The sequence below is a fragment of the Prochlorococcus sp. genome, from assembly GCF_965655815.1.
In the GTDB taxonomy this organism is placed as follows: Bacteria; Cyanobacteriota; Cyanobacteriia; order PCC-6307; family Cyanobiaceae; genus Prochlorococcus_A; species Prochlorococcus_A pastoris.
Genome location: NZ_CBFHHZ010000006.1, coordinates 21,684 through 37,453, shown reverse-complemented (window position 1 = coordinate 37,453; position 15,770 = coordinate 21,684). Strand labels below are relative to the sequence as shown.

At 28.0% G+C, this 15,770-nt stretch carries 16 protein-coding genes; 13 read left to right on the top strand and 3 right to left on the bottom strand.

Features of this window, described 5'->3' with window-relative positions; genetic code table 11:
- The first annotated feature begins 59 nt into the window (after positions 1-59).
- Positions 60-236, top strand: a complete 177-nt coding sequence (gene rpmF / locus ACTF45_RS07790; RefSeq protein ID WP_011132487.1) for a 50S ribosomal protein L32 — start codon at positions 60-62, stop codon at positions 234-236.
- A 5-nt stretch (positions 237-241) separates the two neighbouring features.
- On the opposite strand, the gene ACTF45_RS07785 is transcribed toward rpmF, so the two are convergent.
- Positions 242-568, bottom strand: a complete 327-nt coding sequence (locus ACTF45_RS07785; RefSeq protein WP_438949717.1) for a DUF565 domain-containing protein — start codon at positions 566-568, stop codon at positions 242-244.
- Position 569: 1 nt separating this feature from the next.
- Positions 570-1,319 carry an HAD-IA family hydrolase gene (locus ACTF45_RS07780; protein WP_438949716.1) on the bottom strand — a complete coding sequence of 250 codons (750 nt, stop codon included), beginning with the start codon at positions 1,317-1,319 and terminating at the stop codon, positions 570-572.
- Between the two features lie 180 nt (positions 1,320-1,499).
- On the opposite strand from ACTF45_RS07780, the gene ACTF45_RS07775 reads away from it, so the two are divergent.
- From ACTF45_RS07775 to fmt, 10 genes are all read left to right on the top strand, one after another.
- The gene (locus tag ACTF45_RS07775) at positions 1,500-1,847 is read left to right on the top strand and encodes a YkgJ family cysteine cluster protein (protein ID WP_438949715.1); all 348 of its coding nucleotides are present in this window, start codon (positions 1,500-1,502) and stop codon (positions 1,845-1,847) included.
- Entirely contained in the window at positions 1,844-2,170 is a 327-nt protein-coding gene (locus ACTF45_RS07770; protein WP_438949714.1) for a TMEM165/GDT1 family protein, read from the top strand. The genes ACTF45_RS07775 and ACTF45_RS07770 overlap by 4 nt, the downstream gene beginning before the upstream one ends.
- Positions 2,171-2,470: a TMEM165/GDT1 family protein gene (locus tag ACTF45_RS07765; protein ID WP_438949713.1), complete on the top strand. Its 300-nt coding sequence runs from the start codon at positions 2,171-2,173 to the stop codon at positions 2,468-2,470. It abuts the gene before it with no gap.
- 73 nt (positions 2,471-2,543) lie between these two features.
- Positions 2,544-4,763, top strand: a complete 2,220-nt coding sequence (locus ACTF45_RS07760) for an RNB domain-containing ribonuclease (protein WP_438949712.1) — start codon at positions 2,544-2,546, stop codon at positions 4,761-4,763.
- 62 nt (positions 4,764-4,825) lie between these two features.
- Entirely contained in the window at positions 4,826-5,281 is a 456-nt protein-coding gene (locus tag ACTF45_RS07755; RefSeq protein ID WP_438949711.1) for a hypothetical protein, read from the top strand.
- Between the two features lie 76 nt (positions 5,282-5,357).
- Positions 5,358-5,909 (top strand): DUF2996 domain-containing protein, encoded by a 552-nt coding sequence (locus tag ACTF45_RS07750; protein WP_438949710.1) that lies wholly within the window; start codon positions 5,358-5,360, stop codon positions 5,907-5,909.
- Between the two features lie 83 nt (positions 5,910-5,992).
- Positions 5,993-7,165, top strand: coding sequence for a magnesium-protoporphyrin IX monomethyl ester (oxidative) cyclase (gene acsF / locus ACTF45_RS07745; RefSeq protein WP_438949709.1), 1,173 nt, complete (start codon positions 5,993-5,995; stop codon positions 7,163-7,165).
- 37 nt (positions 7,166-7,202) lie between these two features.
- Entirely contained in the window at positions 7,203-8,627 is a 1,425-nt protein-coding gene (locus ACTF45_RS07740) for a TldD/PmbA family protein (RefSeq protein ID WP_288347738.1), read from the top strand.
- A gap of 2 nt (positions 8,628-8,629) precedes the next feature.
- Positions 8,630-9,982, top strand: coding sequence for a TldD/PmbA family protein (locus tag ACTF45_RS07735; protein ID WP_438949708.1), 1,353 nt, complete (start codon positions 8,630-8,632; stop codon positions 9,980-9,982).
- Positions 9,979-10,965, top strand: coding sequence for a methionyl-tRNA formyltransferase (gene fmt, locus ACTF45_RS07730; RefSeq protein ID WP_438949707.1), 987 nt, complete (start codon positions 9,979-9,981; stop codon positions 10,963-10,965). The genes ACTF45_RS07735 and fmt overlap by 4 nt, the downstream gene beginning before the upstream one ends.
- Here the strand turns inward: fmt and ACTF45_RS07725 are convergent.
- A complete protein-coding gene (locus ACTF45_RS07725) occupies positions 10,962-11,672 on the bottom strand; it encodes a TerC family protein (RefSeq protein WP_438949706.1) in 711 nt (236 codons plus the stop codon). The genes fmt and ACTF45_RS07725 overlap by 4 nt on opposite strands.
- Before the next feature lie 74 nt (positions 11,673-11,746).
- Between ACTF45_RS07725 and mfd the strand changes: the two genes are divergently transcribed.
- Both mfd and ACTF45_RS07715 read left to right on the top strand, forming a co-directional pair.
- Positions 11,747-15,262 carry a transcription-repair coupling factor gene (mfd, locus tag ACTF45_RS07720; protein WP_438949705.1) on the top strand — a complete coding sequence of 1,172 codons (3,516 nt, stop codon included), beginning with the start codon at positions 11,747-11,749 and terminating at the stop codon, positions 15,260-15,262.
- Between the two features lie 72 nt (positions 15,263-15,334).
- On the top strand, positions 15,335-15,496 hold the full coding sequence (locus tag ACTF45_RS07715; protein WP_173027988.1) for a hypothetical protein: 162 nt from the start codon (positions 15,335-15,337) through the stop codon (positions 15,494-15,496).
- The last annotated feature ends 274 nt before the right edge of the window (positions 15,497-15,770 follow it).

The following is a 15,770-nucleotide window of genomic DNA, read 5'->3' as shown; positions in this document are numbered from 1 at the left end:
AAATATTTGAGAGATAACCACTGAAAGGTTATATTAATAAAAGGATATAAGAAATTAGTATGGCTGTTCCAAAGAAGAAAAAATCAAAGAGCAAGAGAAACCATCGACATGCTGTTTGGAAAGGTAAAGCAGCATTAGCTGCTCAAAAAGCAATGTCACTAGGTAAATCTGTTTTAACAGGTAAAGCACAAGGATTTGTATATCCGATTGACGAAGAAGAGGAAAGTGAAGAATAATTTAGCTAAGAACCTAGTTTAAAGGCCTCAAGTATCACAGCATAAGTTGCTCCAATTCGAGCCTTATCAATTATTGACCACATGTTAAATAAACTAGAACCAGCAGGTGGCTTAATTCTAATTATAAGTTCAATAATTATTATTATTATGGGAACCATTATTAATTCATTTTTACCTTCAGATATGAATTTTGTAGCAAAATTTGCAAATAAAAAATAACCTGTCAATACAGAAATAACATTAATAGATTTTGATTTCCAAGAAGAGCTTAAAAAACCAAACAATAATTTATTAAATTGATCATTAATTTTTGAAAATTTTGTTTTTTGCATTTTAAAATATCATCAAATATTTTTCCAAATAAGCGCAATCAACATAATTACTATCAAGTTTAGGTCCTTTAATAACATTAGCCTTACAACTTTCATTTCCCAGGCTATCTACATAGCAGTCTAAATTCATATCCTTCTCAATAACCGCAGGTATATTTGAAGGAACATAAATAGTGGGTAATTTGGCTGCTAAAGATGATTTAAGCCCAGGAATAGAATCTTCAAAAACTATAGATTTATTAAATTTTATACCGCTTAATTTCATCGCTTTTAAATAAGGTATAGGGTTTGGTTTATGAAAGTGAACATCATCACTTGAAATAATAAATTCAAATGGATTAAATTCTATAAATAATTGATTAATTATTAGTGTGGCTTGCTTCTTAGAGCTAGAAGTAACTATAAATTGTCTTACTTTTTTTTTCTTTAATTCCTTAATTAATCTATAAACTCCGGTTTTAAGTGATATCACATTATTTTTTTTTACATAATTAATATAATGATGTTGTTTTCGTTCATGAATTTCTTTTACTTCTTTAATATTCAAAGAATTATTTATTAACTTTGAATAATAAGAAATTCTATTTTTACCTCCATTTATTTTTAAAAGGTCTAAATATGTAGATCTATCCCAATTCCAATTAAGATTGAAATCATTAAAAGCAAAATTGAAAGCCGGCAAATGAGCTTCTAATTCAGTATTAGCAATTGTTCCATCTAAATCCCAATAAACACCCTCAAGGTAAGTCACTAAGAGGTAAAGAATATATTTTTATTTGCGAAAAAAAACAAGCGCAATTATTGCAGGTCCAGCTAATGCAACGACGGCTAAAGGAATAAGGGTTGCCATGTGAATAATTAAATGATGTGTTACTATTTTTACAAATAAACCTTTCAACTGTACCAATACGTTACAAGATTGAATTAAATTATGAAGTCATGGAGTTGTATAGAAAATTGTGGTGCTTGTTGTCATTTAGATTTAACTGATAGAGATAACTTATCAGGTGTACTTAGTAATAAAGATATAGCATTAATAAATTCCATGAAAAGCAAAGACGGATGGTGTAAATATCTTGATAGATCAAGCAGAAAATGCATGATTTATGAATCAAGACCACATTTCTGCCGTGTAAATAAATTTTCTTTATCATTCAAAAAGTATTTAAAAAATGGTGATAAATTCTTAATTAATTGTTGTACACAACATATAACTTCTATTTATGGAAGCAAAAGTGAACAAATGAAGGACTTTAAATCTGCTATTTCAAGAAAATGAATATTAACCTAGAAAAAGAAGGCAAAAATGTTGAAAAGAATTTTTCATCTATTTTTATAACAACATTTACTACTATTTTTATCGCTGAATTGGGAGATAAAACTCAAATAGCGACACTAATGTTATCTGCAGAGTCTGGAAAACCAATTATTGTTTTTATCGGAAGTTCAATAGCTTTAATAAGTTCTAGCCTAGTAGGTGTATTAATTGGAAAATGGTTGTCAAATAAAATATCTCCAAACAAATTTGCGTTTTTTACAGGTTTATTAATGATGATCATAAGTATATTTTTAGCTTATGACATTTTAAAACCTGTATTATAAATGATTTTAAGTTTACTACTATCAACATTCATAACAATATTTATTGCCGAACTAGGTGACAAAACGCAATTAGCTACGTTAACGATGAGTGGGACATCCAATAAACCTCTAGCAGTATTTTTAGGTTCCTCATCAGCTCTAGTTTTAGCCAGTTTAGTAGGAGCCCTAGCAGGTGGATCAATATCAAATTTTTTACCTGAAATCATTTTAAAATCGATAGCATCTATAACCTTTTTTATTATTGGTATTAGACTTTTCATAAATTCATTTACATCAAAAGAAAATGATAATAATCAATAAAATATTAAATCGATTTTTGATTAGAAAGCAAGATATAATAAGAATATATGTTATCAGCTAATTAAAAGATATTATGTTTTCAACTTCTTCAATAATTGAAAATTTAAACCAGGAAGAAGGTTTGGAATATAAGAAATTATGCAGATTATTAAATTTATCCAAAAAAACTGACAAGGCCAAATTAGATATAGCATTGCGAGCATTAGAAGAACTTGAAATAATAAATAAAAATAAAGATAATGAATATTTTAACGTCAAAGAGAGTAATCACTTAATTGCTAAAATCAGATGCAGTAGCAAGGGTTATTGCTTTGCAGTTAGAGAAAATAACAATGAAGATATTTACATAAAAGAAAATTTACTTAACTATGCATGGAATGGAGATAAAGTTTTAGTAAGAATAATCAAAGATGGTGTAAGAAGAAGATCACCTGAAGGAGTTGTTGATTGCATACTTGAAAGAACTAATCAAATACTGTTAGCAAAAGTCGAAATAATTAAAGACGAAGTTTTTGGAATACCTATTGATGACAGAATTCTAGCTAAAATCAAGCTTCCCAAAAAAGATGAAAAATATAAATATAATTCTATTAATAAAAATATAGTAAAAATTGAAATTGACTTATTTCCGATTGCCCAACAAGAAGGTATTGGTCATGTCATAAAGGAATTAACATTAAATAATAACGAAAAGCTAGATACAGATTTCGTATTATCTAAAAGCAATATTCATAGAATTGCTAACTTTCAAAATCCAAAGCTTACTGTTGCCAAACAACAACAAAGACTAGATCTATCAAGTAAAAATTCATATATGTTCAAAAGTTGGGAAACTGAAAATTCGCCAATACTGCCAATTTTTCAAATAGAAAAAATTAAAAACAAAACCTATAAACTTTGGATACATACCAATACAATTGCAGAAAGATTAGATCTAAGTAATAAAAAATCCCTACAAATTTTCTTTGATAGATTTGAGTCATTTCCCTTACTAGAAAAATGGCAAAACTATCTTAGTGATGAAATTTGTAACGCTGCAAAATTTAATATAAACGAAATTAATGATGCTATTAGTTTGTGTATAGAAATGAATAGTGAAAATGAAATAATTAATTGGTCGTTCCACTTAACAAAGGTAAAATGTTCACTCCTAGTTGAAAATCAACATATAGATGCTCTTCTAACTAGAAAAAGTAAAGCTCGAATCACCTCAAGAATACTTAAACCAATTAAAGACTACATAGAAGATTTAGATAAAATAATAGAAATCTCAAATGAATTCAGAAAGAAACAATTATTGAATGGGAAAATTGAATTACCGAAGTCGAATAATAATATTGAATCATTAAAAGAATTATTAGTTCACAACCCAGCTGATTTCTCAAAGGAATATTTTGAACCATTAAATAATAATGACATCCAAACATATCTTACTCCTTTGTTGTACGAAGCGAATTCAATATGGTTCAATCATTCAAATAATTATGGCTTAAATAATGCATCATATATTTCTCAAAAATTAGATTATATAAATGTCACTGAAATTATAAAAAATTCAGAATTAATTGATAGTAATATCGAACTTAATGATAATGGTACTCTATCATTTAAGAAATTAGTTGAGTTATGCACTAATGATAATAAAAAAAGGATCTTGCATAAAATATTATTTAATGTTGTTAGGGATAATGATGTAACATTAATTTCTAAAGATAATTCTATAGATGATTCTAAAAATATTATTTCACCTTGGACATTACCCTCCTTTGATTTTACTAATTTAATTAATCAATATAATATTTATAATATGATAATTAATGGGAAAAGAAATAAAAATAGTGGTGGAAACTTGATAAATATTATGGAAAGGGAATCTTGGGAAAATGTTAATTGGCGTCTATATAATTCATCAATTATTAAATCATTAGATTTATTATTTAATAATGTAATGATAGATAAGATTAATGAGTATAAGGATAAAGTTAGACAATTTAAATCTAATATGATAACTATAAAAAAAATAAGAAAAGCCGAAAAATTTATAGGAAATAAATATAGTGGCTTAATAATGGCAGTTCAAAGTTATGGATTTTTTGTAGAGATTCCAGAATTATATGTTGAAGGTTTAGTACATGTAAGTACTCTTAGTAATGATTGGTACGAATATAGATCTAGGCAAAATTCATTAATTGGAAGAAAGTCAAAAAACTCATACAAGATAGGTGATGAAATAGATATCAAAATTATTAAAGTAGATATTCTAAAATATCAAATAGATCTTGAAATAGTTTAGTGATCGAAAATATATTAGTTATCAAATTTCTATTCAAATATCAAAAATAATTTACTTTAAAAATGAATAATAAAAAAAAGAGTTTAATATTAATTATTTTTTTAATTGTTAGTATTCAAATTTTATTATTAATAAATAACAGACAAAAAACTTCTTTTAGATATTTCATTTGGAATATTCAAGAAGTAACAATAGGTAGATTAATATTTATATCCTTTATTTCAGGTTTATTTATGAGTTCTATATTAAACACAACACTAAGCGATAACAATAAATTTAAAACTATATCTGAAAGTGATGATAAAAGAACCGATGATAATGATTATTCAGAAAAGAGAGAAGATGATGAACTATTTGAGGTTGCTCCTGAGAGAGATTTACGAGAGCCTCAACCCACAATTTCTGTTAATTATCGTGTTATTAAAAATAATGATGAGAATGAATTAAAAGATAGTAACCAGAAAATTAATAATTCACAATATTATGATGATTGGAACAATAATGAATCTGAGTGGTAAAAGTATGGTTAATCTTAAATATTGATAAAAACAGGTTAGATTATATTTATAATTAACATAATATTAAATTGTTGATATGGAAGAAAATGTAGAATCGAAAGAAGAAAGTATTAAAAGGGAAGATGATCCTTTAAAAAAGAATTTTATTGATGTTGATAGTCCAAAAGAAGCATCTACATTAATTAATACAAATTCACAAGATTCTAATAAACAAAAAGTTGGGGGCGAAAATTCAATACCGTCAAAAATAAAACCAAAAAAGGAACTTCCTATTGAAAAAAAACCTTTTAATGTATTTATTAATGATCATTTATTACCTTCTATAATTCAGGAATTTAAAGTAAGAGGATTAGAAGTTGCAGATATAAATTTAAAAAACACATCAAGACCAATTGCTGGCGACAAATGCTGGGTTATTTTTTGCGAAATAAAAGACATTTGTAGCTTTTGGTTATCATTTGAAAAAGACGATATAAGCTCGTTAAAAAGTATTTCATTATGCAAATCTGATCAAAAACCAAGTGTAATTGAATCGTTTTTAATAGATGAAAAAAGAATAACCCTTAAATTAATTATCTCTAGAATTTTGCAAAGATTAAATGGACAAAAATTAATTGGTATTAATTAAAAAAATGAAAGAATAACACCTAGTTAACTTTTTACTCAAAAATACAATAAATAGTAAATAATAGTAGTAGTGAAATAGAGAAAATGGCACAACAAACTATTGAATCAAATAATAAAAAAACTGTTAATAGAGGAAAGGATATTGCAAAAGATACGATATTAACTCCAAATTTTTACACGACTGATTTTGAAGCGATGGAAAAAATGGATTTATCCATTAATGAAGATGAATTGGAGGCAATATGTGAAGAATTTAGAAAAGATTATAATAGGCATCACTTTGTACGAAATAAAGAATTTGAGGGGGCGGCAGATAAATTAGATGCTGAAACCAGAGAACTTTTTGTAGATTTTCTGGAAGGAAGTTGTACTTCAGAATTTTCAGGCTTTCTCTTATACAAAGAATTAAGTAAAAGGATAAAAGACAAGAATCCACTACTTGCTGAATGTTTTGCTCATATGGCGAGGGATGAAGCAAGGCATGCAGGATTTTTGAATAAGTCAATGAATGACTTCGGATTACAGTTAGATTTGGGATTTCTAACAGCCAACAAGGATTACACTTATTTTGCTCCAAGAGCAATTTTTTATGCTACTTACATATCTGAAAAAATTGGATATTGGAGATATATAGCAATTTATAAGCACCTTGAAAAAAATCCTAGTGGAAAAATTTTTCCATTATTTAATTTCTTTGAAAATTGGTGTCAAGATGAAAATAGGCATGGTGATTTCTTTGATGCATTAATGAGAGCACAACCTCGAACGGTTAAAAGTTTAAGCCAGAAAATTGAGATCTTTGGTTATACCCTGAAACATCCAATTTTTGATTATTACCATAGATTTAGATATTTTTTAAATAATCATCCTATAGTTTCTAAATTATGGTCTAGGTTTTTTCTACTAGCTGTTTTTGCAACTATGTACATAAGAGATCTTGGGACCAAAAGAGATTTTTATGGAGCACTAGGTTTAAACGCTAGAGAGTATGACCAATTTGTCATTAACAAAACAAATGAAACTTCTGCCAAAGTATTTCCTGTTGTTTTAAATGTATATGATAAATCCTTTTACAAAAGATTAGACAGAATAGTTGAGAATGGTACTCGATTATCAGAGATAGATAAGAAAGAAAATCCAAATGTAATTAAAGTATTATCTAAATTACCCATCTTTATTTCAAACGGTTATCAACTGATAAGACTATACTTATTAAAACCTCTTGAAAGTGATGATTTTCAACCATCAATTAGATAATCTGATCTTAACAAAGAGCTAAAGTTATAAGATTCAAATGGTATCTGCGAGTATTAAATCTTCCGAAATTAGATTTGGTGAATGTAATAAAAAACTTCTTGAAGAAGTCATTTTCTATGGCATATCCCTAGGTGCTGATTTTGTAGAATTATTTATTGAAAACTCTGATAATTCAAGTGTTCTCGCAGAAGAAGATTTTATTACAAATGTAAGTCCATCATTCAGCAAAGGAGCTGGAATAAGAATATTTAAAGACAAGAGGGATGGGTTTGTGAGTACTAATGACTTGTCGAGACATGGATTAATGAGATCTATTTCTCAAGCAATCGAAATGTTAGATATCTCTAAAAAAACTAATAAATTAATTTTTAATGGACTTGAAAAACTTAAAGACTATAGTAAGTCAAAAATTAATTGGCTGAATGAAGTGCCAACAATAAATGAAGTAAGCGAAAAATTATTACTTAGCACTAAATCATTAAAAAAGGATAAGAAAGTAGTCGTTAGAAAAGGTAGTTATGCAAGAAATTGGCAGGAAGTAATAATAGCTTCAAGTGATGGAACTTACGCTACTGATATAAGATTGCATCAAACGGTAGGACTTAACATAATTGCTAATGACGCTCAATATAGATCGAACGGTAGTAGAAGATTTGGATCGCATGGAATCCCTAATGAATTTAGATTATGGGATCATGAAAAAGCTTCAAATGAAGTTTATGAAAGTTCAATGAATATGTTATATGCAGACTATGTTCAAGCTGGACAAATGCCAGTTGTATTAGCTAATAAATTCGGTGGTGTTATATTTCATGAGGCTTGTGGTCACTTACTTGAAACAACTCAGATTGAACGTGGAACAACTCCATTTAGTGATAAGTTGAATGAAAAAATAGCTCACGAATCTGTGACGGCAATAGATGAGGGCATTTCTGAAGGGTCTTTCGGATCATTATCTATTGATGATGAAGGAATGGAACCAGAGAAATCAATACTTATTAAAGATGGTATATTAAAGAAATTTCTTTCTGACAGGGCTGGTGAATTAAGGACTGGTCACAAAAGAACCGGTAGTGGTAGAAGGCAAAATTATTCATTCGCTGCTGCATCAAGAATGAGAAACACTTATATAGCTAAAGGTGAATTCACTAAAGAAGAATTAATAAATAGTATTAGCGATGGCCTTTACTGTAAGTCAATGGGTGGTGGAAGTGTAGGAGCAACAGGCCAATTTAATTTCGCTGTTGAGGAAGGTTATTTAATAAAGAACGGTAAATTAACTAAACCAGTAAAAGGAGCAACATTAATAGGTGACGCAAAAGAAGTAATGCCAAAAATATCTATGTGTGGAAATGATTTAGAGTTAGCTCCTGGTTTTTGTGGTTCAGTCAGCGGAAGCGTTAATGTAACAGTAGGTCAGCCACATATCAAAGTCGATTCCATAACAGTAGGTGGGAGATAAAAGTGAATCCTACAGAAATAACAACTCAAATATCAACCGCTGCAAATATATTAAACATTGATAAATGGGATTACGGTGCTAGTTTTTCTAATGATTATTCTGTTCAAGTTGATAGAGGAGCAGCGAAACAGTTAAAAGCATCTCAAAAACAGGTCATAACTTTAAGAGTTTGGAATAAAGACAACTTAGTTGGTATCACGACTACAAGTGATCTAAGTGAAGCAGGTATTAAAAAAGCTTTAAGACAAGCAAATATTGCTTCAGAATTTGGGAACAAAAATGAATTTACTGATTTTTCTCCCTTAGCCAAAGATCCTATACATATAAAAGAAGTTGATAAAAAAAATCCGTTAGGAATAAAAAAGCTGCTTAAAATTCTCAGAGAGGCTGAATCGAAGCTAATCGATAGTCATGAGGCTATTAAATCTATTCCTTACAACGGATTGTCAGAAAGTTTTTATGAAAGAATTTATGCCAACAGTGATGGGGCATTTCGAAATTATAGTAAAAGTCAAGCTGCTATATATTTATATGCGAGAGCAGAAGAAAAAGATAAAAAACCTCGTAGTTCAGGTTCAGTTAAACTAGGATACGGTGTTGAAGACATTGATATTGAATCCTGTATCAAAGAGGCCGCAAAGAAAACAATTGCACATTTAGATTACTCATCAATAAAAACAGATAAGTATTTAATCTGTCTATCACCTGAAGCATTTCTAACGATAATGAATGCATTTAGTTCCATCTTCAATGCTAGAAGTATTATTGACGGTGTAAGTCTTTCAGATAAAAACTCAATTGGTGAATTGATTTCAATTCCAGCTTTGAATATCTATGATGATGGGCTTAATGATAAAAATATATCTTCTGCACCATTCGATGGTGAAGGGACTCCAACAAAAAAACTAATCTTAATTAATAAAGGTAAATTAGAAAACTTTCTGCATTCGGAATCAACTGCAAAAATTTTTAATACCATACCCACAGGCCATGCTGGACTTGGTTCAAAAGTATCAGTTTCTCCAGATTGGTTAGTAATTGAAAAATCTAATGAATGTTCGGACTTAAACAAGTCTTTGGTACACACAAATTATCAAGGAGATTTTGTATATATTGAAGAATTAAACGCAATTCATGCAGGAGTTAAAGCTAGTCAAGGTTCCTTCTCTCTTCCTTTTGAAGGATGGCTTTATAGAAATGGGAAAAAACGTTCAATTGAATCAGCAACTGTAGCAGGAGATATAAAGTATCTTCTAAAAAATATAATAAATATTGAAAATGAAAAAGAATTAACTACAAGTGGAATTTCTCCACATGTATGGATTAATGAATTATCTATAACCGGTGACGAGTGAGAATTATATTTTGGGGTACGCCTGAATATTCAGTTAAAAGTCTTGAAGTATTAAAGAAATCAGATCATGATATTGTTGCTGTAATTACCCAACCAGATAAAAAAAGATCTAGAGGTAATAAGTTAATATCCTCACCAGTGAAGGAATATGCTACTAAGGAAAATATTCTAGTATTTACACCAGAAACAATAAAAGAAAATATTCAATTTATTAGTAGACTTAAAGAGTTATCTTGTGATCTTTTTATTGTAATTGCATATGGAAAGATATTACCCAAAGCGATATTAGATATTCCTAAATACAAATCATGGAATGCACATGCATCACTACTTCCAAGATGGAGGGGCGCTGCACCAATTCAATGGTCAATATTAGAGGGAGACAAAATAACTGGTGTAGGAATAATGAAAATGGAAGAAGGATTAGATACTGGGGACGTATTAGTTGAAAAACAAATTAAAATTGAGAATAAGGATAATCTTAAAACCTTAACGAAAAAATTAAGTGATTTATCATCAGAATTAATTTTGACAGCGATATCAGACATAGAACAAAATAAAAATAGAGATATTAATCTTTTACTTAAAAAACAAACTGATTTTCAAAGAGAATTAAAATATGCAAGAATGATAAACAAATTTGATTACATTATAAATTGGGAAAATTCCTCAACTGATATTTATAGAAAAATAAATGCCTTATACCCAAGAGCCAATTCAACTTATAAAAGCAAAAACCTCAAAATAATAAAAATAAAGATCCTAACAATTGATGAAATACAAAATAAGAATTATAAAATTTTAAGTAATGTATTAAAGCCAGGATACATTATTGGACTTATAGAAAACTTAGGGATTATTATAACAACCAAAACTGATCCGATTCTTTTATTAGAAGCAAAATTAGAAGGTAAAAACGTATCAAGTCAAAATCAATTGATACAACAATTAAATCCTGTAATTGGAGAAAAATTTTCTGACTAAGTTATTTGATCCCTTTTAGACAACCCCCAAATGAAAGAAATTAATATCAAAACATAAAAATAATAATCTGGAAGAATTGTCTCAGTTATTAATGTATTTAGAAGAAGCTTTATCCCAACAATTAGAATAGCAATGTAACCAGCTGTTTCTAATCTTAAAAATTTCTCTAGAAGTCCTAGAAATATACCTGAAGTAAATCGCAATGCTAATACACCTATAATTGCTCCAAAAATAATAAGTATATATTGATCACTTATTGCAACAGCTGTTGTAATGCTATCAATTGAAAATGCAAAATCAGTCAAAGAAAGTAAAGCAACAATCTTTAGAAATTTAAGATTATTATTGTTTTTGTCATTGTCTGATTCTTGAGTATCTGATTCGCTGCTAAAAAAAACATTTGAAATAAATAAATAAATAAGATATAAACCTGCAAAAATACGGATTAAGATGAATTTTAAAAGTATATTAGATAAAAGAATAAGAAATATTCTGAATAATAAAGAAATAGTAATGCCTATATTTAAAGCTTTAGATCTTAATAAAGGACTATCAAGAGATTTAGTAAGCGATGCCAAAGCAATCGCATTGTCTGCCGATAGCAACAACTCTAAAATAATCAATATAGGTAGAAGTGTAAGAATTTCTGACCAACTATCAACCTGATCAAGCGTTGGTATAAAGGAATTTATTGCAGCAGAATCCATTAATTATTATTCACAATCTTTGTAAAATATAATATAATATAACCTTAAGTAGTAATCAAGTTAATTAAATATAAATGAGTTTAAATTCATTAATTAGTTATATTTCAAATTCACAAATAATAACAGAGTTAGTAAAAAGAATTAAACATAATAATGAACTAAATATCATTGGCTCTAGTAGATATGCAAAGTCAATTATAATAAATAGTATTGCTAAGAAAGAAAATAAAGATATCTTAATTATAAGTCCTAATGAGGAAATTGCATATAAATGGTATGGATATTTCGATAGTATAGATAATAAAAATGTATTATATTATCCCCCAAGTGAAAATTTACCATATGCATCAATTAATAAGTCAAAGGAAACTGAATATTCTCAGTTATCAGTTATCTCTAAAATTATTAAAAAAGAAAGACAAGATATTAATATAATAATAACAACTGAAAGATCACTTCAACCTCATTTAATTAAAGAAAATATATTTAAGGATAATATATTTTCACTTATTAAGGGTAGTGAATTAGAGATAAAAGAGTTAACAACAAAATTAGTTTTACTTGGATATAGTAAAGAAAATATGACATCTCAGGAAGGTTCATGGAGTAGAAGAGGAGAAATTATTGATATTTATCCAGTTAATAATGAACTACCTATAAGAATAGAATACTTTGATAATATTATTGAAAAAATAAGAGAATATGATCCAGTAACACAAAGAACATTAGATAGTATTAATAAAGTTGAAATTGTACAAGTCGGATTTAATTTATTAATAAGAAAAAAGTTAGAAAATTTATCAGGAAAAGGTACATTTAATTCCGAAGAAATAACAACTAAAAATAATCTTGATAGATACTTGGGTATAATTGAAGATTATCCATCAAACCTATTAGATTATATAAATAAAGAAACATTAATTGTCATAGATGAAAAAGAGGAATGTAATAAATTTTCTAACAATTGGTGTCTTGAATCAGATAATAATTTTGAACTATATAAAGATGAAATCTCCAACAACTTAAAATCTAATAATATAAATATAAAAGTTAGATCAAATCTTCATGAGAAATTTGAATCAGTTATAAAAACTATTAGTAATAAAAATGTAATAAATTTATATGAATTTGAGTCAAAAAGAAATATAGATAATAGATTTCTTTTGTCAGATAAACGCATAAATACTTCTTCTAAAAATATTGGCAAACTTTCAAAAGAAATAAATAAATTTATATTAAATAAAGATAAAGTCTGGATATTATCGGCGCAGCCACTACGAACAAGAAGTTTATTTTTTGAGCATGAATGTAATACAACTTACTTAGAAAAGCCCAACGACCTTGAAAGCGCTTATAGGTTAATTGAAAATTCGACACCAGTAATTATTAAAAATAAAAATAATTATGAAATAGAAGGATTTTATTTACCGATATGGAAAGTAATTCTAATAACAGACAAGGAAATGTTTTCTCAGCAAGCTTTATTTAATAATGTATTTATAAGAAAAAGAAAAAGGAGTGTAAATTCAAATATAAACGTAAATAAAATAAATCCAGGAGACTATATAGTGCATAAAAACCATGGTATCGGACAATTTTTAAAAATAGAAAAAATAAACATTACTGGTGAATCAAGAGACTACTTAGTTATTCGTTATCTTGATGGAAAAATTAGTGTTGCAGCTGATCAACTTGGGAGTATAAACAGATATAGAACTAGTGGAAAAATAAAGCCTAGAATAAATAAATTAGGCGGTACAGAATGGTTAAAAATTAAAGATAAAAATAGAAAAATAATAAAAAAAGTTGCCTTAGACATTTTAAAACTTTATGCAAAAAGGGAAAAACTTAAAGGTCATATATTTCCAGAAGATGGTCCATGGCAAAAAGAGTTAGAAGAGTCATTCCCTTATCAACCTACACCAGATCAACTAACAGCTGTTAAAGAAGTAAAAATTGATATGGAAAGTGATAAGCCAATGGATAGATTAGTTTGTGGAGACGTCGGGTTCGGAAAAACAGAAGTAGCAGTAAGAGCAATTTTTAAAGCAATTACATCTGGAAAGCAGGTGATCTTACTTGCTCCAACAACAATTTTAGCTCAACAACACTGGAGAACTTTTCATAATAGATTTTCTCCTTACCCAATAAAGGTTTCATTACTGAACAGATTTAAAACAAATACTGAGAAAAAAGATATTTATAATGGTTTAAAAAATAATAAAATTGATTTAGTTGTAGCTACTCATCAAATTTTAGGAAAAGAGATCGAAATTAAAAACTTAGGATTACTTGTTATTGACGAAGAACAAAGATTTGGAGTTAGGCAAAAAGAAAAAATTAAAAATATAAAAACAAATATTGACGTTTTAACTCTCTCAGCCACACCAATCCCAAGAACTCTATATATGAGTTTGTCTGGCCTTAGACAAATGAGTTTATTAAATACTCCACCTCCTTCTAGAAGATCGATTAAAACGTATTTATCTGAAATTGATATGGATGTAATCAGAACTGCGATAAGTCAAGAACTTGATAGAGGTGGTCAAATATTCTATGTTCTTCCAAGAATATCTGATATTGATCAAGCGGTTAATAAATTAAAAAATATGTTTAAAGATTTAAAGTACATTGTCGCTCATGGACAGATGAATGAAATAGATCTTGAAAATGCAATGATTGCATTTAATAATGGCGAGGTTGATCTAATGATTTGCACTACAATTATTGAAAGTGGATTAGATATACCTAGAGTAAACACAATAGTAATCGAAGACTCACATAAATTTGGTCTGTCACAACTTTATCAATTACGTGGAAGAGTCGGAAGAAGTGGCATACAAGCTCATGCATGGCTATTTTATCCAAATATAAACAAAATTAATGAAGCCTCTAAGCAAAGGCTAAAGGCTATCAAAGATTTCTCTGAACTAGGAAGTGGATATCAACTCGCCATGAAAGATATGGAAATAAGAGGTGTTGGGAGCTTATTAGGCGAAGAGCAAAGTGGAAAAGTTAATGCCATAGGATATGACTTATATATTGAAATGCTTCATGAAGCAATCTCAGAAATAAATGGTCAAGAAATACCAGAAGTAAATGATACTCAAGTTGATTTGCCGGTTAATGCTTTTATACCTGCAACATGGATATTAAACAGAGAAGAGAAACTAGATGCTTATAAATTTGCTACAGAATGTACCAACCATAAAGAGCTTACAGAGCTAGCAACTGACTGGACAAATAGGTATGGAGTTTTACCAAAACCTGTAGAATCCTTAATACTGTTAATGAAGTTGAAATTATTAGCAAAAAAGTGTGGCTTTAATAAAATTAAACTTAAAAAACCAAATGTAATAATAGAAACTAGGCTAAAAAACTCTACATTTAAACTTATTAAAAAAGGTTTACCATCAAATATTCAATCAAAATTTAATTATGAAGAAGATGATCAGTTCTCAAAAATAATTATTAGAGGATTAGGTGTCACAGATATTCAAAATCAAATTGATCAGTTAATCTATTGGTTAGGACTTTTTGTAAATGAAATAAATAACTTTGATAAAGAAACTTCCGTTACAAAGATCTAAAACATTAAATAAATATTTAATAACCGCGGATAAGTTAAATTTCGGTTAGGTTAATAAAAATTTTTTTGTTAAATGGGTGAATACATTGATGTCGGATTACAAACTTCGATTTTACCTTTTACTTTACTAATTTCATCTGTAGCAGTTGGTATATATGCTTTATTAGGATTTGAAACTGAGAATGATGACGATGATTCAGATTCTGGAAGCGGTGGTTTGATGAATCCTATTTAAGGGTTAATCGGTTAGTTTTTCTTTTTACTACTTTTAATATTCTTGAAAAAGAGCCTATAATCAAAATCAAAGCAAATATTAATGAAAATATAATAAATATAAATAAACAAATTTCATAAATATATGAGATTGAGTCCAAAACGTTAGCAAACAATTTACTGAAATTAGTTAATAGGTTTTTAAAAATTGATATTTTATTTGGGATTAAATAAATTAGATAAATTATTAAGACACTAAAAAATATCATAATAAAAGATTCATTTATCAATTTACT